This window comes from Pseudomonas sp. HS-18, from assembly GCF_020401845.1.
Taxonomy (GTDB): Bacteria; Pseudomonadota; Gammaproteobacteria; order Pseudomonadales; family Pseudomonadaceae; genus Pseudomonas; species Pseudomonas nitroreducens.
On sequence record NZ_CP084414.1, the window covers coordinates 34,938 to 53,006 of the forward strand.

Genomic DNA, 18,069 nt, shown 5'->3' on the forward strand with positions numbered 1-18,069 from the left:
CGCCATGACCATTGCACTGATTGATGCCAACGCGTTCTACGTCAGCTGTGAGTTGCTCTTCCAGCCGTGGTTACGAGGACGGGCAGCGGTTGCGGCCTCCAACAACGACGGCTGTGTGGTCAGCAGGAACGACGAAGCCAAACGTTTAGGCATCAAGATGGGTACGCCAGTGTTTGAGCTGCGTGAGCTCGTGCGCCGCGGCGAGGTGACGGTTTTCTCCTCGAACTACGAGCTCTACCAGAGCTTGAGTAATCGTGTGATGGCCATCTTGCAGGAACAGGCCCCCAGAGTTTTCGTCTACAGCATCGACGAGGCCTTTGTGGATCTCGCGGGTGTGAGCGATCCGGAGGGCTGGTCCCGGATGATTCAGCAGCAGATATTGCGCAGCGTGGGCCTTCCCGTTGGTGTAGGGATCGGGCCGACAAAAACATTGGCGAAGTTGGCCAACTGGGCTGCTAAGCGCTGGAAATCCCGTACCGGTTGCGTCGTTGACCTTCGGGACCCTGGGCGGCAGGAGAAGCTTCTTCGATACGCGCCGGCGGGAGAGGTTTGGGGGATTGGCCCGCGACTGTCGAAACGACTCGCCGAGGACCTCAAGATTGACACCGCCTGGCAGCTGGCGAGCGCCGATCCCAAGCACTTGCGGCGTCACTTCAACGTAAACGTGGAGCGGACAGCGCGTGAGCTGCTCGGCACTGCCTGCTTTCCGTTCCAGGATGCCGGCCCTGAGCGAAAGCAGATGATCATCTCGAGCCGTTCCTTCGGGAACAAGGTGCACGCGTTGGAGGATCTGCAGGAGGCGGTTGCTGGTTTCGTGAGCACCGCTGCCGGCAAGCTTCGAAGCCAAGGCAGCCTGGCCAACTGCATTCAGGTCTTTGCTAAGACCAGTCCGTTCTCTGCCGGCGAGCAGTACAGTGGGTCTCGTATCCTGGCCATGCCGTATCCTGCAGATGACACGCGCGACCTGCTTCGGGCCGCTCTGACGGGTCTTAAGGCGCTGTACCGCCCAGGCTACGCTTACGCCAAGGCTGGTGTGATCCTTTCCCAGTTCGCGGAGCGCGGCACAATCACAGGCGATCTTTTCGCCCCTCGGCCACGACCCAACAGCGAACGGCTGATGGCGGTGATGGATGCAATCAATCTGCGGGAAGGACGCGGTACCGTGCGCTTTGCCCGTGAGCGGCCGGTCGGTGCCTGGTCAATGAAGCGAGAGTTGCTGACGCCGGCGTACACCACCAGTTGGCAGGGTTTGGCGAAGGTGTCGTGTCAGCCAGCGAGATCCGCCTAATAATCTGGCCTGCAGGCCTTGGAGGTCAGGATGTGTAGCCGTTTTGAGTCCCCGACAGCAGCTGAGCTTGCTGCAGCGTTCGGCGTCGACATGGGGGATTATGCCCAGCAGGATATTTTCCCTGGGTACAGCGCGCCGTTCCTACGCCTGGCGTCTCCAGAAGCGGCGGAGGAGGGCGTTTCCTTCGAAGCCGAGATGGGAGTGTTTGGGCTGCTGCCGCCCTGGGCGAAGGACATGAAGCTGACACGCAACACCTTCAACGCCCGTAGCGAAACGATCGCTGAGAAACCCTCATTCAGGAGCGCCTGGCGCCGGGCACAGCACTGCATCATTCCTGCTCGCGCCATCTACGAACCGGACTGGAGGAGCGGGAAGGCCGTAGCCACCAGGATCTGCCGTGCCGACGGCGAACTCATGGGGATCGCAGGCCTATGGGAGCGATGGAAATCGCCGGACGCCGGCACCGTGCATAGTTTCACGATGATCACGATCAATGCGGATCAGCATTCTCTGATGCGGAATTTCCATCGTCCCGGGCAGGAGAAGCGCATGGTGGTGATTCTGCCAAAGGGAGCGTACAAGGATTGGTTGCAAGCGTCGGTGGAAGGAAGCATGGAGTTTTTTCGTCAATATCCTGCCAGTCAGATGAAACCAGTCGAAAGGTAGAGACCGTACAGTACGGCCTCTCAAGTTCAGAGTATTTCGCGCTTATTTCTTGGACTTAGGCGGGATCAGCGGATCAGCGTTTAAGATTCCAGAGATGTTGTGTTCACCCATGGGAATAAAACCGCCCATACTGGGCGTTGTTGTGTAGGAGCAGAACGCATCTTCACTAGGACGTTTAGCTAACGGTTCTGACTTGTTGTAAATCATAACGCTTGCTCTGGTAAGAGTGCTCACAAATATTACCCTTTCGAAGGGGAAGGACTCGGAGCTAAGGAGGTAATCGGTCCAGAGTAGTAGTCCAGGATTTACTTCTGGATTCCGAAGATCGATGTAATCGCTAAAGCATAAAAGAATGATCTCGTCGAACTCGCCTTCTTTCTCATACTCTTTAAAGCGCGCAGACTTCTTCTTCACACCTTCAAAAATGTATTCTTTCTCTATAGTAATATCGGCTCTTTTTGTAGGGCGAGAACTGGGAGTATTTGACTCTATGCACTTCAGAAGATCTTCTTGAACTAAGTCTTTGCCGTGCTTCTCATCATTGAAATACTGAAGGTCTTTACCTTTGTCAACAGTGGTGATTTCTATGCCGATTCTGAGTTTCTTGCCTGCTCCATTATTTTTATCTAATAGAATGGCAGCATCGGGTTTATCGGTTTGCGATAGGTCATCCTCGAAATTACCGTAAATTATTTTGAGAGCCGGTCTTGCTATTTCCAAAATGCTACGTTCAAAATCGATCTTTTCCATAATTCTGCAGTTGCTCCTTTGAAGTATAGTTCGATTCTCATTCAGGTGAATAGTTGATGGTTTCGCTCGGTCTATGGTGGCTGTCGTTGAAGCCCTATGAGTTGAAACATTTGCGTCGGCAAAGTCAACTGGGGTATTTAACGTATAGCTCGAAGGTGCGATATCTATTGTGCCGGCAGCCATTTGGCGCCGCCTGTTTGAGGAGTGTCGTGTGATCTACAAGCAAATCATCCCCGCCCAAGATTGGTATTTCGTTCATGCGTCGGCCCAAGTGGGCGGTGCCCCGGTCGTTTACCAACTGGTGTGTTGGGCAGTAGTTACGGCGGGAGAGAAGGACGAAGTCATTGGGCTGATCGCCCCTGGACTCAGCGATGGCAAAGGAATCACAACTGTGCCCCCTGTGCCCGGGCGCTACCTACACCGTGAGCAGCTTTCCGATGCGGAGCTCAAGGTGGTGAGCAAGCGGTAGCGACTGGACACCCGCACCTTTCGGTGCGGGTGCATCATCTGGAGGCCGCTGAAGTTTTATAACCAGAATCCCGCCTGAAAAAAGCTTCTCGACGTCGATGCCACTGCGAGCATATCCAGAATCGCTAACTGGAGATGCTGAGTGCAGAAGCTACCCGTTGATCCAACTTCCAGCAGAAGTTCACTTCTGGATTGCCTCGCCACCTTGGCCTGGCATAGCTGGGCCATTCTTCGTTTCAAGCACAAGGGCGAGGGCCTGGGCAAGCTTACGCGCCGCCAGCATGCGTGGTTGATCATTGTGGCCACGTTGGTTGTGGTTGCAGCCACCTACCTGGCGCCGGGCATCAAGGACGCCAAGCACCTCGTGTTAATTGGTCTGTGGTTCGTGGCGCTGACCATGCTGGTCAAGGCAAGTGGTCCGCGTGCCCTTGGTGTTGCTGGACAAGGTCTGCTCCGCAGTCTTGGGCCAGGGTGAACTGAGCTTGGTACGCGCAGCGTTGGTCGGGAACAACCTCAGTCAGGTGTTCTCACTCCTGCGCCCGCGAGCTCACGATCTCGGCCGTGTAGATCACGCTGGCATCTACTGGGAATGGATCGACGCCTACGGCTTCTTCCAGGATGCAGTGGACACCAGCTGGCGCTACATGACGATAGAGCGCCGCGCGCAGGCACTTGCCTGGGCTTCCCAGAAAACGACTGCAATCAACAGCTACTGCAAGCAATAGCAACAGCAGGACCGCCGGCGTAGCCGGCGACATGCACAACCCATACGGGGCGTCACTCCGTATGGGGGGCCGCTCCGTCAACTCGGAGTGAGCAGCATGAATCCAATCCTCGCTGCAGCGCAGATGACTGCCGGTACCACCGTGAAGAGAAAGGCCTGGGCCTCCCGTGGCGACACCAAAGTCCATTTATGGGAGTTGGAGTCTGGGGGCGTGCTGATGTTGCAGCACGTTAAGGGTGAAGGCTTTAAACAACCGGTGATATTGGAAAGTGAAATGGAAGTGGTCGTAGACCGATTCCGGCACAAAAGAGGCCAGCGGGTATTTTCTCCGCAAGGTGCGTAAATAAAAAAGGGCGTCTGTAGGCGCCTTTTCTTATTTTCATACCTTGTTCAGATGGAGCAGTTTGGTATCATCTCCATCAAGCAACCAAAGGTTGAATTACGAATAGCCCCATGGGGCACCAAAACTTTGCGATGTGCAGTGCTGCACTCGCCAAGCGCCTATACCACCTATGTGGTTGGGCAACTCCTGAAGCATCTATGTGCGGATGGAAAGCGGAGCCAGGCTTTAAAACTGGCTTAAAAACAAAGCATTGATTCTGGATTTCCGGATAGATGCTTTCACAAACCCACAGCGGGAGAAATCCCGCATGGGGTATCTCCGTCTGCTGTTTGCAAATGGAGATACACAAATGAAAACTCTGGCCGTTATTGTCGCACTGACCGTTGGTGGCATCCATGTTGGTTGTGGCCTGTTCGACCGAACTCTCGAGACTGCCAAACAGTCTCAAACAGCAAGTCTGGTAAAGGCTCGCCAGAACATTACGTTCTGAATAAAACCCTGAGGGGCTCCCCCTCACGGGAAGCCTCTCACTCTACGTGGGTGGCAATAATGCACTTCGACGATTCCCTTGCAGCTGTCCGTAAGGCTGAAAGCCTTGCACTCGACAGAAAACTTCCGCATGCGATTTATGCAGAAGGAACTGGATTCGCTGTAAGCGTAGTAACTCAGCCCAATGGGTCAGAGTTGGAAATAATTAACCCTGTGCGGGAGCCTCCCGCAAGGGCTACCTCTGCGCATTGATTGAGAGGTAGTAAATGAAAAAAACGAAATTGAAAGATTGGTTCATCAACTTCTTTCTAGCCATGGGTGCCGGCTTTATCGTGCCTGGTTTGCTGCTGCTTGGCTTGCCGCCGGACGAACGAGTCGACAACCTCGAGTGGGGAGCTTGGCTACTTGTGGTAGGATTTATCTGCCTGGTAGTCAGTCTCATCATGGCTGTACTGGAAGATCTGAAAGGAGAAGGCGAATGAGTCCTCTTGGCATTGGTGTGATTGCGGTCGTTTCGTTCACGGTCACGTTGGGTGTGACCGCGCTTCTGCTCGATCGCGTCATTCAACGGCACAAGAAGGAGCGTCAAGCTCACCGCCACGGATGAACCTACCTGGACGCCTCTGGCGGCTGGTACCTAAAACCTAGAGCCTAGCCTTCGGGCTAGGCTCCGCTGCGATCACCCCTGGTGGGTGATCCCCGGAACCCTCTCATCGCTGAGGGCTGCGGGGATCACCTACCAGGAGTACGAATCGTGACCGCAGCCAACGCAATTTACTGTCGAGAACTGGGTGAGTTGATGGTCGACTCCGGCAGGCGCTTTCTGGTGCCACCGAAGATCGCCGATACCGTCAAGGACAGGAATCCCGACCCCCGCTACGTCAAGCGCTGGGCAGTGATTCACAAGCTCATCTCCTCCGACGACGAGGTGATTGTCCACGTTCCGACGTAACCCCTACGGACCCCGGTCAGCACGTGCTGGCCGGGGTTTCGTTTTTCTGCACATTCTTCACTGGAAAAGGCCTTTCGGCTCTATCCAGCTTCCATAGCATCGAGGCACTTCAACCTCGAGCACTCGCCCATGCCAAACCCATTCCGCGCCCGCCAATCGCTGATCCGTGCGGTCAGTACGGTTGTGGTGGGGCTTTACCTCAACATGACTGCCTTCAGCGCCTGGGCCGACGCTGTTTCAGCAGGGTCCAGTGCTGGCCAGGATGTTGGAAAGCAGGGCATCAGCGTCTTCAGCGGATCCACCGGATCGGCAACACTGAAGGATATCTTCTCCGGCTACCAGGATGGGAACACCCAGTCCCTGGAAGGCGTTTATGGGAGTGATGCGCACACGATCGATCTCGGCCAGAAGGCGAATACTCAGCTCGCCAGTGACTCCGGCACCACAGGGGATGCCTATCGCCTACTTCAGGACTCGTCACGTAGGGTTCAACCCGACCTTTCGAAAGACCCGATCTACTCGAATGCTGACTCTGTCCGATCGAGCGATTACATGCAGGCATTCCAACAGAACTTTGCCGATTGCAAAAAAACCGATCAGTTTGCTGATACAACGATTAAGTCTCACATTGCAAGCTATAAGACTTGCGAGCGCTTGGTAAAGCCTCAAGGAAACTGCGATATCAGCCATGAGGTTAAAGTGAAAGCCGGTCCAGTTGACTTGGTGTTCCTTGTCGATAACTCTGGCTCAATGGGTGGAGTCATCTCAGAGCTTCGCAGCTCAATCAGTAACCTGGCAATTTTGCTCGGATCAACTAATTCAGGTGATCTTAGAATTGGTGGGGCACTTACCAGAGGTACTGACTATGTTTCGCGGCATATCGATTTGACCGACGATACAAATTCCTTCCAGTCATGGATAAATGGAGTGGGGACCACCTCCGGTGACACCTACAACGTAGCCGCTGCAAACTATGTCTTGGACACTTTCACTTGGCGAAGTGACGTTCAGAAAGTAATAGTATTTATCGGCAACAAAGATGGTGCTGGCGGTGGGGGCGCTGAGCTTATTCAAAAAATGGCGTCGTTAGGCGTTACGTCGTATGTTTTCCACGACAACGGAAGTGTGAAAGCACTCGGCATCTGGATTGCCAATAGTTTCTCAGCAACCGGGCTCTACAAAATGGCCCAGTTCCTGGTTGTTGTCGAAGACTATTGGACACCACAAGATTGCCTTGCCGCGGCTACTGCAACGCTTGAGGAGTTCTGTACGGGGTCCTATAGCACAACCGCCGGCAGCAGCGGCGATTCGAATAGCTGTGTGAACCTATCCGGCTTCGACGTCTGCCCTGGCGATCCGATTTACCAGAAGCTGCAGTCGCCTCCCATTCCGAATGTTGATCGCTTGGCAACTAAGGTCCACGTATCTGCCCTGCAGTGTGATTACAACGTAGGCCAAATGGACTGCTATGTGGACGCGCAGGGTAAGACCCAATGCCCGTACAACGATGGATCGAGTTTGGATAGTTGCACCAGCTTCGAGCAGAACAGTTCCTGCGGCTTTGTTAGCCAATCGTGTGTTCAAGGCGCTAGTGGTTCGAAAGGGACATGTTACGTCTACAACGAAACCTGGGACTGCGGTTACGACGTTTCGGTACCGACTGTGGTGAACACCGGCCAAAAGATCGAGTGCCCGGGGGGAGCTCGCTGCATGGGAAGCGAATGCTTCGATACGTCGAATACCAAGAGTGGTGATTTCGCCTATGCAGTTGCAATGCTGCAAGTCACCCAGTTCGCGGAGCAGGACATGACTTGTGCTTCCCCCGATAGCCTTGATTGCAAAATCTTTGGTGGCGAAGCCATGGAGTGCAAGAAAGCATTGGGCGGCTACGTGGACTGCTGTGAAGCCCCCAGCGGCGTGAGCCTCATGGACTATGTGAACCTCACCATGGCATCGCTGAAAATGGCTTCATCTGTGGAGGCTTTGAACCGCACTGGAAGCCTGTTTGCGCCTGGCTACTGGCAGGCCGGTGGAGCTGCTCTTGAGGCTGGAGCTGGTGCGCTGATCAAGGGCCAGTGGGGGAGCATCGTTGACTCAGCGACCGGTGCATTCAGTAGCGAGATGGCCGGCAACGCGACGATTGGTGTCCTGCAGCAGCAGCTGATGCAATGGGCCTACGATGGCATGGTACAGATGGGCGCCGCCAACGCAGCGAGCGCGGTTTTCCAAACAGGTTCGGACGGAGCTGTTTCTGGGCTGACCAGCCAAGCAGCAATGGTCGTAAACATCATCGGTTGGATTTACACCGTTTATGTGATCACGGACATGTTGATTCATATTATTTGGGAGTGCGAGCCGAAAGAATTCGAACTTGGCGCTAAGAATGAGACTAGACAATGCACATTCGTAGGAAGCTATTGTGCAAGCAAGTCGATTGGGGGGTGCATCGAAAAGCGTGATGCATATTGCTGTTTTGGATCGGTAGTGGGACGAATTATCCAAGAGCAAGGGCGCAAGCAGCTAGGTTTGAATTTTGGCGAGGCTGAGAGTCCAAGTTGCGAAGGCCTAACTCCTGCGCAGCTTCAGCAACTCGATTGGTCTAAAATAGACCTCTCTGAATGGATCGGAATGCTGAGCATCACTGGGAACCTTCCCACAGTAAACTCAGTGACCCTCACGAACTTGACAGGTAATGGAAGTGAGTTGAACGGTATCTTCAATGAAGGCGCGGGGCGCGCTGATACGGTTGAGCGCAACGTAGAGCGGTTGAAAGATGTGGATGTTGATTCGGTGAAGAAGAATGCAGCTCAACAAATGCAGCCGGTAAAGTAAAAAAAGCCCCGCAGAGCGGGGCTTTTTTCATTCACTTGCTCACGAACCGTAAGGTCTGTGTGCCATTGAAAACGCCAGCTGGCAGTACTTCTTTGGAATACTTGGAACCGGGATAGTAAAGGTAGAACCAGTCCGGGAGATTCTTTGCAAGCTCAGCCATAGCTTGTGGCGCCGTAAGATTGTGCCGGCCTTCATCCACAGGAAGCTGCGTCGGGAAAACGAACACCGGACCGTAGACCTGTCGGTTTTTCATGAATGCTGGGCCTGGAACCGGGCCCTTATCAAGCTGCAGAGGCTGTCCCAGGTAGTATTCCTTCATGCTTGCATAAGCGATCTTGGCGCTCCAGCCATAGGGATATTTCGCCGTAGTGGTCGGGATCGAGGCCAGGTCAGTTTTAAAGACGCGCTGGCGAGCCTGCTCCCACTCTTTGGCCACAAGTGCTGTTGCTGCTTCTGGTGTCGACGCAAGCTCTGCAGGGACCCAGGCAGCGATCTGGGGAAGGCCTTCTGCGGGCGAGCCGCCGCCACCCAGGAGGAATAGCCCGAGCCCAAGGCCGGCCGATGGGCCCACAGCCAGATCACCTGCGCCGGCGCTGACGTTCACTGCTTGGCTTTGTCCTTGGGCTTGGTCCACCATCTCTTTAGGAATGTCTCGTTGGCCCCTGAGCCCCATGCCATCGAATATGGTGAGAGCATCAGACCATTGCTGCCGTGGGACCGTCTGGGGATCTGGCAGAGGTGGTTGACTAGGCGCTGACGCGCAGCCCGCTAAGGCTGCAAGGATGCCGGCGATGATTAGACGCTGAGCCATTGAGAATACTCCTTGATCTTGGACTCCATGGAGACCGGCAGAATACCGGTGATGTGAGTCGCTGTGTAGCTTCGAGACTTCTCCTCCACATCCCAAGTAGCAAGGTAAATCTTCTATACTGTCCGAGATAAAATATCTTTGTTGTGCTCGTAAGAGTCCACGTGGTCAGAGGCGTGAGGTATTTCGCTTGGCATAGGACCGAATTCTCTTTCGTATTCCCTTTTGCGAGCTTCTACTTGTTTCCTCTGCTCTTCAGCCTCTCTCTCCATGAAATACACAATAGTTTCTATAACTGGCTTTATCATTGCATATAGTCGGTAGGCGCCTACGATTACAAGTATGGCTACCTCGGTTGTCCTCCCAGCTACGAGTCTCTCATCTGTTGTTGGCTTCTCTAAAAGTACTTTTAAGTTGGCGCTCAGCTTTTCTTTAGCGGCGTTAGCCCAGTCTGAGATATCTCCTGGTTCATCTCCAACACCATCTGGAGTGACATCGTTTGGTAGTTGTGCGGAGAGCTTGAAGATCGCAATTCTTAATGCGTCTGTTATCTTTATTAATGTTGGCAGTGAGCCGGCCGGAAAATCTGCAGCTTGTATTTGGCTAGGGTGGAGGTCGATTATTCGCGGAACCAATTCGATAACTAATGGTAGGTCTTCGTCTAGTGGCCTGACGATATCTCCAATAATGTAATTCCATGCGCCACCATTTGCATAGAAGTGAGCTACATCGAAGCACCTTTGATAGCGCTCTTCACGATTTTTTCTTATCCATTCTATTGGATTGTCCAAGTCGGTTAGATCAGCGATACTTGGTAGTTGTGAAGTGGCGCCGTAGAAGTTCTCAAATGCTCCGTACTTACCTTCTCGATTCAAAAGTGTTTTAATTGCATTTTCGAGCTTGTATATCTTCCCTTCAATTCTTTCCCCAACCTCTGTGAGTGCTACAGACATAAATGGTTTTATCTTTTCCTCATCAAAATTTACACCAAAGGCTGAAAGGCTTGTTAGCTTTGTCTGGATGTCCATGAGTTTCTCCGTGCTGTTGTAATTGCCCTTGTCGGAGTAATTAAAGCTGGGAAGCAGCTGATGGTTATCAGATTTTGCTATTTTGCTTAAAATATATAAGAGCGATTAGAATGAAAAACGCCGCATATGCGGCGTTTTTCTAACGTCAAGATTATTTTAGTTGGAGTATGGGCCCAGCCTTTCCTCGAAGACTTGCATGTTGTGCCCGCAGTCAGCCAGAGCGAAGAACTCACGTCGCTCGAAGTTCACCGCGAACAGTTCGCCATCGTTCCCGATCACGCTGAGACCGTATTGCTGGAGGATATCCCCTACGGCCCACCAGCTTTCCGCCGCCCGCAGGCGGGCAAACACTCGCTCACGCTCAGTGCCCTGCTCCAAAAGGTCTGCCAGGCGGCGAATCGAGGCATCTTCGAGAGGGGCGTGGCTACTGCTCATGCGCACCTCCGAGGTCCAAGGGCTTGATCGGGGCTGGCATGGTTGCGGGGGATTGTTCCGGTGGCGGCAGACCTTCCTGGTCGGGAGCTTCGTTGCGCATAGCGACCAGCTGCGCGATCGCGGCGCGGAACGATTGCGCCGGCTGCGCCCCCTTCACGATCAGGTGCTTGCCAGTGGTGTTGTCCACCACCACCGTCGCCGGCGTGCCAGTGACACCCAGTGAAGTACCGCGGCTGATTTGCTTCTGGATCTTCTCGTCGTACTTGCCGCTGCTCATGCAGCTACGCAGCGGGTCCGGCTGAGCGCCGACCGACAGCGCTATCTTCTCGAGGTCTTCGGGGCCTTGGCCGTTCAGCTGGGTATGGCTGAAGTACTCGCCGGTGAATGCCCAGAAAGCCTGGTTTCCGACCTGCTCGCCTATGCACTCGGCTGCTACGGCGGCTGCATTAGCTGCCGGATCGTGGAACTGCAGAGGGTAGTGCTGCCATTCCCAGTTGATCTGGCCGTTGGAGCCGTCGGCGATTCGCTTGGGGGTGTCATGGAAACGCTGACAGAAAGGGCACTCCAAATCGCTGAATTCGACCAGCGTGAACTCGGCCTGGGGGTTGCCGTAAACGTGGCGGCCATCCTTCATGTCGGCGTTCTTGGCGGCGGTCCAGCCCGCAAGGATTCGATCGCGCTGCGCCGCCATGACCTTCGACTCCCGTAACTCCAAGGTTTTATCGACTTGGCCTGGAAGCTTCTCTACCAGTTGAGTGGCGACATAGGCGTCTGTGTAACGCGCGTTCAGCATGAAGGACACGCCGACCGCTACTGCCACACCAAGCACAGTGATCGCGATATGGCCGGTCAGGTTCGAATTGGACATCGTTTCACTTCCATTGAGGGGTAGATGGGCGGGAGGGAGCCTGCAGGCGCACCGGCAAGTCCTTGGGTGTGCCGTTTACCAGGATCAGCCATTCGTCATAGGTGAGCCGTTCGGTGCCGCGGCAGAGCTTGTTGCGGACCTGCACGTACTCGTTGACGGTGCCTTTTCCGTTGGCCAGCGTGGTGATGAACTTCCCCCCTGCTGGTGTGCCTAGAGCGAAGGTCTGGGCGACACCGTTGTTCTCGGCGCAGTTGGCTGCCACCAGGCCGGGGGGCACGGCCACCATCGGCTGGTGGGATGCTTTCGGCTGCGGCTGAAGCTCCGGATAGAGTTTGCCGTTCCGGGTGTCGAGCACGTCCTTGCTTCCCAGGACTGGCTGGTAGGTAGGTTCTCGAAGCGCGGCGCCACCGCGGCCCGCATGACCCCAGCTGGTGTAGTGATCGCGAAAGTCAGGGCCGTAGCTTTCGACTACATACGGAACGCCGAGCGGCAATTGCTCGGCTTTGTCAGCCGGTGGCTGGTGCGTACAGGACGCGGAAAGGAGCAGTCCCGCGTAGAGGCCAAATCGGCCGGTGAACTTCCAGTTGGGCATGGTGGATCCTCGGGATCAATTTGTTGAAATTGTCCGAGCCGCTGACGGTGAGGGTTCGCTTTTTCACGCAACAAATTGGCCGGAAAAAAAGATGCCGACCCCGCTATCTTGCAGATCGATACCGGCTGTTGCAGACTTGCGGCACGCCTGCATGGCGTTAAAAGCATCTTCGGCCTTCCTGGCCACCCTCTGCGGCACACCAAGTGCTCGCCGCATGACCAGCAGAATTCTCTAATTAAATCTAATCGCTTGAGCGTTTAGGTTTAGTCATGTGCTCTTTGCACATGGTCGGCTTGTTGGCCGATTTACAAATACAACCAAAAACCTCTCAAAAACCCCCTAGGGGCGACATGCCCTTACGGGATCATGCCGCCCTTAGTTCTCTTGATATGGAGAAAACTATGGCTCGCGGAGTAAATAAGGTAATTCTGGTTGGCAACATTGGCGCCGATCCAGAAATTCGCTACATGCCCAATGGCAATGCAGTTGCCAATGTAACGCTCGCCACCAGTGAAAGCTGGAAGGACAAGCAAACTGGGCAACAGCAGGAGCGCACCGAATGGCACCGAGTGGTGTTTTTCGGTCGACTTGCTGATGTCGTAGCGGAATACGTAAAAAAAGGCTCTCAGATCTACGTTGAAGGATCGATGAGAACTCGTAAGTGGCAAGCGCAAGACGGCCAGGATCGCTACACCACGGAAGTGGTTGTGGACATCAACGGCGAAATGCAACTGCTTGGTGGTAACCGAAATCGTCAAGACGATGGGCAGCAACAAGCTCAGAGTCAGCAACGACCAGCGAGCCACGCCACGCAGCGCCCGCCACAGCGACCGCAACAATCGGCACCGCAGCCGGCACCGCAGCCAGCTCCGGATTACGACTCGTTCGATGACGACATTCCGTTCTGAACCGCAGCCGCTGCTTGCTGTTGATTAGCTGAATTCGGAACTGTTCAGGAAAGACGCACCTTCGGGTGCGTTATTTTTATAAAAGGAAATCTCATGAGCGAACAACTTCAAAACGCTTTGGCTGTAATTGCAAAGCAGGAAGATAAGTTTAAGTCGATTGCCAAGCTGAGCAATTCGGATGTCGTATTTCAGAATGAGTTGCTTTATGCAGCTCAAGCAATGATGAATAACGATTATCTCTGCAATGCTGCAATCCAAAACAAGCTGTCACTTCGTAACGCGTTTGCGCAAGTTGCTGCGTCGGGATTGACACTGGATCCTTCACGGCAACTGGCCTATCTGGTTCCTCGTGATGGGCAAGTCGTCCTCGATGTTTCCTGGCGAGGCATGATTAAGGTCGCCGTGAATGATGGCGCAATTAAAGATGCTAATGTCGAGCTGGTGTATTCGAACGATGTGTTCGAATACCTCGGTAAGCGCAAACAGCCGATATTTAAGTGCAAACCATTTGCCCCCCTGGAGGAGCGAGGAGAACTCTTGGGTTGCTATGTCGAAGCGGAACTCCCTGATGGTCGGTTCCACGTCGAAGTTGTGACCCTCAAGGAGATCCACGCTGCAAGAGAGGCCTCAGACCTGTGGCGGAGAAAAAAGAAAGGTCCATGGGTGAACTATGAAAGCTCGATGCAGAAGAAATCGGCGATCAAGATTGCCCGCAAGTATTGGCCGTTCGCTGGTGGGAAGCTGGACAAGGTAATTGAGTACCTCAACACCGATGGTGGCGAGGGATTCGCTACCACCGGCGTGTCTGTGTCGGCGATCGAGCGCTTCATGGGGAATGCGCAGGTTGTCGATCCGATTGAGCCGCTACCTACCTCGAAAGAGGAAGGTCTGCAGCCTGGCCGGGTGGACACCGAGCCGGCCGCCGTACTTGCAGCTGAGCTTCAGCCGGCACCGGAAGCTGTGTTGGTTGAGGGGGAGTTGCTAGCGGCTGATAGCGAAGCCGTGCCCGCACCTAACTTCCCGGAAAGAACGCTCAAGAAAGTTGCTGAACTGGTCCGCCGCGCGGGCCTTTCAGGGGCCTGGAATGCAGCGTTGGAGTATGTGTCGACCTGGCCGGTAGATGCTCGCAATTACGCGGAGACGCAAATCAACGCAGCGCGAGCTGAAGCCTATGCCGTCGCCTCCCAGTGCGAATAACTCATCCTCGACCGCCTCCGGGCACGCCGAGTCAACCAACCCGCCAGGGAGCTCCCTAGCGGGCGACTCTGGCAAAACTGAGGAAGCATCATGCTCGACATCATCAAGCTGATCCTGACCCTGCTGCTGCCGTAAGGCGCCAGGAAAAACCCACCCTGAGGGGGCATTCGCCCCCTTCGGGAGCGCTGCCTTTTCAGGTGTTGAACTTCTGAAAAGGAAATCCCATGCGCACCTAGGGGTCCGTGCCGGGGCACTAGGTGTCAGCCATATCTGGAGGCATCAGCCATAAGCAGGTGTTTTAACCCATGCTGCTATGCGAAATGAAAGCCCAGACTTCCATAGATAAGAGATGGAATTCTGACTGTGACTGACACCGTGTCGCGAAGCGAAGAACAACTTGAGGCCGGTTTTCCTTCGAACCACGACCCACGCTTTCGGGCTTGGGTTTCGGATACGCAGCGGATAATTGGTGTGGGGCTGCCAGTGCTCAGGACTCATGCGCCAGGTAGGAATGTGATGCGTCGGCTTACCTCCTCTGGCTCCCACTGGGGGGCGAGGGAAAGCAATTCAACCGGAGTAAGGATTTGGAGTTCCGCAAGCTGAAAGGGGGGAAGTACTTTCCCCCGATACTACCCAACGGGGAGTTCTTCTCTCTGGTGCCACAAACTGGTCGGGTGATGAGGATGTTCAGCGTCACCGCCGAGGGTCTGTTCGCTGAAGGCATTCATCTGCTGTGGTCTGAGATTGAGGGCGCGAGCTTCGTGGGCACCACCTGCCGCATCAACTCGCAGAAATATTCTTCCGCAGGATTTTCATTCAACGTCGAAGCTTGCATGATCCAGAGCGAATCAGGATTGAAGTCTGATTTCGTTCAAGGCTACCCAGCTGGGTACTGCCTCTTGAACAGGATCACTTTCGAAGCTCAGCGGATGAGGTTTGTCTAACCCGTGTCGCGCAGCGAAGTACGTTAGGAGAAGGGATGTATCATCATTACAAACCGCTGCGCAATTTAATGCAGAAACTTGAAATTCAAAGATCGCTAATCGCGCTGTGGCATTACAGCGAAAACATTGATCATGGGCGGGCGCTTTCTTATGAGTTCAGCAAAATAAATCCTACGGGGCGTGCATCTTTGGAAGGAGTTGTTCATCCGTGGGAATTGGATATTCTCGCTCGTGAGGTTGTCCTGAATGCTGGAGATGTCTCAAGGGACGGAAAAGATCTATATAAAATTGGAAGTGTTGCCGCAGCTGTAAACCTGATTCGATCTATTCATGGTAAACAGACTTCCATTGCCCCTGGTAATGACCTCTTGCATGAGCTGCATAGATTGGCTCAGCAGCAATTTCCGTGGCAGGCTCCGGTTCAAATTAAGCTGTCTCGGTTGCTTCGAATTTTCAGGGACGAAGATCTTAATAAATTGTTGGTTCTAAGAACTGGTCTTTCGGTGTCGCATTACTATCTAATGGGTATCGCTATGGCGGGAACATTAATGAGGCAGCCGTATCTTGACCTGAAGCAAAGTTATGCTTCAGTAGGAGTTGGCGATACTCTCCGAGATATATTCTTTGCTAAGGTAATGTATCCATTAGATAGCCTCCGCGAGAGAACGCGGGAGGTACAAGAGTATAATGGCAACTGGTCTTATACAATAAATCCGCTTCGAAAAACACCAATGGTAATTTTGCCTAACAATCCGAACATAGCATTTTGCCCAATTCCTCGTTTTCTGTTGGAGAGAATATCGGATGGGCTTTATTATGACATTACGGAAGTTCCAGGTTTCGAGAATATTTATGGATCAGCGTATGAAAACTATGTGGGTGAGATTGCCTCTGAGCTGAGTTCGAAACGCCTGGTAGTCGAAAAGCTTGCTCCATACAAAGTAGGGAAGTCACGGAAAGACGGTTCGGATTGGGCAGTTTCTGATAGTGATGCCGTGTTGCTAGTTGAGTCCAAAGCAAAGAGATTAAATCTTCGCGCGAAGTATGAATTGGATACTACAGCAGTCGACGAAGAGATGTCGAAGCTTGCTAAATTCATTGTTCAAAACTATAAGAATCTGCTGGATATTAAATCAGGGTTAACTGGTTACAGTGTTAATGGGAGAAAAATATTCCCGGTGATTGTGACTTTGACTGAGTGGCATCTTTGCAATCCCAACGCACGGGGAGTCTTGGAGCAGAAGGTAATACAGCGTCTGATTGATGCAGCGTTGCCAGAATATTTATTGACAGAACATCCGTTCACCGTCATGTCAATTGATGAGTTCGAGACCGCAATTCAAGTGATGAGCGAAGTAGGTATTGTCCAGGTCATGGGCAAGAAATGTGATTCTGAACATATCGACTGGCAGATGGCGCCATTCCTTTTTTCCAAATACAAAGAGCAGACCGACCGGGCGAGTGGCACGTATCTCAACAGCGAACTCGATCGTGTGATCTCTGATGCAGAACGTTATGTGAGCAGTACCCAAGCCTAGGTCTTTACTAAATGTGAAAGCCGGAATCTGTAGTCGATCTAGCTATTTCGACTACAGATTCCGGTACGACTTGATCGCTTGGGATTCCAGTCCTCCTCGATAGATTGAACTCTCATCCCTATCGAGTCGTACCAATGAAAATCAGTGCACTCCATCTCCCCGGCCTGCTGTTGGCCCTTGAGCAACTTGCAACGGCAGGTATCCCGCGATCACACATCGCTCACACCTCGCTCATGGCCTTGATCGGCAATGCCGAGGAAGCGTGGGGTCAACATTTCGCTGGAGGAATTTCCAGCAACCCCGTATCCCACGTGTTGTTCCAGGCAGAGCACTTCGTTGCCGGCTTTGATGGCGATGAGTGGCAACACGGCGTGGCGAGCCTGCTGGCAGACTTGCGTGGCAGCGCTGTTGTGGCCGAGCAATGGCGGACGTTCATCGGGCAGTGCTTAGGTCTGGCCGGGAGAATGGTCAACGGCAACCAGCTCTCTCTTCGTGCCGCTGAGCTGCTGGCACTTCCTGGATGTCCAGAGGTTGGGAAGCATGGCTGAGGTCGACTTCGTTGGCCGGCTGTACACCCAACATGGCGGGTACCGGGCCTGCTCCGTTCGCTTCAAGGGGATGGAGAACACTGCGGGCGGCGGTGTGGCCACCACCACCTACTGCTACAGCATGTCCCCGGAGCAGCGGCACGCAATGGCGAGGCGCATCACCGCGGCACTGAACCTAACCAGTCACCTGACGGTTGAGCAGATAGAGCAACTCGCTATCGACGTGGCGACTTGAAGTCTCTGGCCGACGTCCATCGGCGGGGACCATTCTTTTGGTGTATCGATAACGACTCGGCTCGCGGGGGATAACCTTCGGCGGTTTTGGGGAAGGAGTTTTCCAGCAATAAACGAGCAGGAAAAAGCCACGCCCTCACATTTGCTCACCCTACGATCTGCAGACCGCCGTCCTAAACAGTTGGTCGATCATCGTCCTCCATCGCGGCAACTCAACATGTCGGCATCTTCGATTACAGCAGGCGCATTCCCCGTTAGGAGTAGAGCTGTAATGAAAACCCTTTCAATTGGTGTGAGTCTCATCCTTGCATTGTTCAGCGCCGCCCCTGAAGCCTCTGAGCAAATTACTGATAGTGACGTCCTGCGCTCTTTGAATGCTGACGCAGCTCCAGTTAGTGACGGAAGGCTTTTGATTTGCCCCCCTGGTACGAGTTACCACAAGGGACTATGTGCAGGT

General features: G+C 53.7%; 22 protein-coding genes. 16 read left to right on the top strand and 6 right to left on the bottom strand.

Features of this window, described 5'->3' with window-relative positions; genetic code table 11:
• Positions 1-4 precede the first annotated feature (4 nt).
• Positions 5-1,288, top strand: a complete 1,284-nt coding sequence (gene umuC, locus LDJ84_RS30290; protein WP_024766045.1) for a translesion error-prone DNA polymerase V subunit UmuC — start codon at positions 5-7, stop codon at positions 1,286-1,288.
• A 30-nt stretch (positions 1,289-1,318) separates the two neighbouring features.
• Positions 1,319-1,954, top strand: a complete 636-nt coding sequence (locus LDJ84_RS30295; protein ID WP_024766044.1) for an SOS response-associated peptidase — start codon at positions 1,319-1,321, stop codon at positions 1,952-1,954.
• Between the two features lie 42 nt (positions 1,955-1,996).
• Here LDJ84_RS30295 and LDJ84_RS30300 read toward each other — a convergent pair whose 3' ends face one another.
• Positions 1,997-2,704 (bottom strand): hypothetical protein, encoded by a 708-nt coding sequence (locus tag LDJ84_RS30300; protein WP_024766043.1) that lies wholly within the window; start codon positions 2,702-2,704, stop codon positions 1,997-1,999.
• A 211-nt stretch (positions 2,705-2,915) separates the two neighbouring features.
• Between LDJ84_RS30300 and LDJ84_RS30305 the strand changes: the two genes are divergently transcribed.
• From LDJ84_RS30305 to traN, 8 genes are all read left to right on the top strand, one after another.
• A complete protein-coding gene (locus LDJ84_RS30305; protein ID WP_024766042.1) occupies positions 2,916-3,173 on the top strand; it encodes a hypothetical protein in 258 nt (85 codons plus the stop codon).
• Positions 3,174-3,314: 141 nt separating this feature from the next.
• On the top strand, positions 3,315-3,647 hold the full coding sequence (locus LDJ84_RS30310; RefSeq protein ID WP_226046658.1) for a hypothetical protein: 333 nt from the start codon (positions 3,315-3,317) through the stop codon (positions 3,645-3,647).
• Positions 3,648-3,993: 346 nt separating this feature from the next.
• Positions 3,994-4,239, top strand: coding sequence for a hypothetical protein (locus LDJ84_RS30315; RefSeq protein WP_024766033.1), 246 nt, complete (start codon positions 3,994-3,996; stop codon positions 4,237-4,239).
• Between the two features lie 349 nt (positions 4,240-4,588).
• Entirely contained in the window at positions 4,589-4,729 is a 141-nt protein-coding gene (locus LDJ84_RS30320) for a hypothetical protein (RefSeq protein ID WP_157837669.1), read from the top strand.
• A gap of 265 nt (positions 4,730-4,994) precedes the next feature.
• Positions 4,995-5,210 (top strand): hypothetical protein, encoded by a 216-nt coding sequence (locus tag LDJ84_RS30325; protein ID WP_024766032.1) that lies wholly within the window; start codon positions 4,995-4,997, stop codon positions 5,208-5,210.
• Complete coding sequence (locus LDJ84_RS30760; protein WP_263987037.1) at positions 5,207-5,335, top strand: hypothetical protein; 129 nt, start codon at positions 5,207-5,209, stop codon at positions 5,333-5,335. Before LDJ84_RS30325 ends, LDJ84_RS30760 begins: the two co-directional genes overlap by 4 nt.
• A gap of 147 nt (positions 5,336-5,482) precedes the next feature.
• Positions 5,483-5,680: a hypothetical protein gene (locus tag LDJ84_RS30330; RefSeq protein ID WP_024766031.1), complete on the top strand. Its 198-nt coding sequence runs from the start codon at positions 5,483-5,485 to the stop codon at positions 5,678-5,680.
• A 129-nt stretch (positions 5,681-5,809) separates the two neighbouring features.
• Positions 5,810-8,512 (top strand): conjugal transfer mating pair stabilization protein TraN, encoded by a 2,703-nt coding sequence (traN, locus tag LDJ84_RS30335; protein WP_024766030.1) that lies wholly within the window; start codon positions 5,810-5,812, stop codon positions 8,510-8,512.
• Positions 8,513-8,543: 31 nt separating this feature from the next.
• Here traN and LDJ84_RS30340 read toward each other — a convergent pair whose 3' ends face one another.
• The 5 genes from LDJ84_RS30340 to LDJ84_RS30360 all read right to left on the bottom strand — a co-directional run bounded on the left by LDJ84_RS30340 (position 8,544) and on the right by LDJ84_RS30360 (position 12,243).
• Positions 8,544-9,323 (bottom strand): hypothetical protein, encoded by a 780-nt coding sequence (locus LDJ84_RS30340; RefSeq protein WP_226046659.1) that lies wholly within the window; start codon positions 9,321-9,323, stop codon positions 8,544-8,546.
• A 113-nt stretch (positions 9,324-9,436) separates the two neighbouring features.
• On the bottom strand, positions 9,437-10,348 hold the full coding sequence (locus LDJ84_RS30345; protein WP_226046660.1) for a hypothetical protein: 912 nt from the start codon (positions 10,346-10,348) through the stop codon (positions 9,437-9,439).
• Positions 10,349-10,504: 156 nt separating this feature from the next.
• Positions 10,505-10,783, bottom strand: coding sequence for a hypothetical protein (locus LDJ84_RS30350; protein WP_226046661.1), 279 nt, complete (start codon positions 10,781-10,783; stop codon positions 10,505-10,507).
• The gene (locus tag LDJ84_RS30355; RefSeq protein ID WP_226046662.1) at positions 10,773-11,651 is read right to left on the bottom strand and encodes a DsbA family protein; all 879 of its coding nucleotides are present in this window, start codon (positions 11,649-11,651) and stop codon (positions 10,773-10,775) included. The genes LDJ84_RS30350 and LDJ84_RS30355 overlap by 11 nt, the downstream gene beginning before the upstream one ends.
• Before the next feature lie 4 nt (positions 11,652-11,655).
• Positions 11,656-12,243: a hypothetical protein gene (locus tag LDJ84_RS30360; RefSeq protein WP_226046663.1), complete on the bottom strand. Its 588-nt coding sequence runs from the start codon at positions 12,241-12,243 to the stop codon at positions 11,656-11,658.
• A 401-nt stretch (positions 12,244-12,644) separates the two neighbouring features.
• Here LDJ84_RS30360 and ssb point away from each other — a divergent pair, with 401 nt between their 5' ends.
• From ssb to LDJ84_RS30390, 6 genes are all read left to right on the top strand, one after another.
• Positions 12,645-13,151 (top strand): single-stranded DNA-binding protein, encoded by a 507-nt coding sequence (gene ssb / locus LDJ84_RS30365; protein ID WP_226046664.1) that lies wholly within the window; start codon positions 12,645-12,647, stop codon positions 13,149-13,151.
• A 93-nt stretch (positions 13,152-13,244) separates the two neighbouring features.
• A complete protein-coding gene (locus LDJ84_RS30370) occupies positions 13,245-14,348 on the top strand; it encodes a recombinase RecT (protein WP_226046665.1) in 1,104 nt (367 codons plus the stop codon).
• A 584-nt stretch (positions 14,349-14,932) separates the two neighbouring features.
• Positions 14,933-15,292 (top strand): hypothetical protein, encoded by a 360-nt coding sequence (locus tag LDJ84_RS30375; RefSeq protein WP_226046666.1) that lies wholly within the window; start codon positions 14,933-14,935, stop codon positions 15,290-15,292.
• 35 nt (positions 15,293-15,327) lie between these two features.
• Positions 15,328-16,830 carry a hypothetical protein gene (locus LDJ84_RS30380; protein WP_226046667.1) on the top strand — a complete coding sequence of 501 codons (1,503 nt, stop codon included), beginning with the start codon at positions 15,328-15,330 and terminating at the stop codon, positions 16,828-16,830.
• Positions 16,831-16,964: 134 nt separating this feature from the next.
• The gene (locus LDJ84_RS30385; RefSeq protein ID WP_226046634.1) at positions 16,965-17,378 is read left to right on the top strand and encodes a hypothetical protein; all 414 of its coding nucleotides are present in this window, start codon (positions 16,965-16,967) and stop codon (positions 17,376-17,378) included.
• The gene (locus LDJ84_RS30390) at positions 17,371-17,613 is read left to right on the top strand and encodes a hypothetical protein (RefSeq protein ID WP_226046635.1); all 243 of its coding nucleotides are present in this window, start codon (positions 17,371-17,373) and stop codon (positions 17,611-17,613) included. Before LDJ84_RS30385 ends, LDJ84_RS30390 begins: the two co-directional genes overlap by 8 nt.
• Positions 17,614-18,069: the final 456 nt, after the last annotated feature.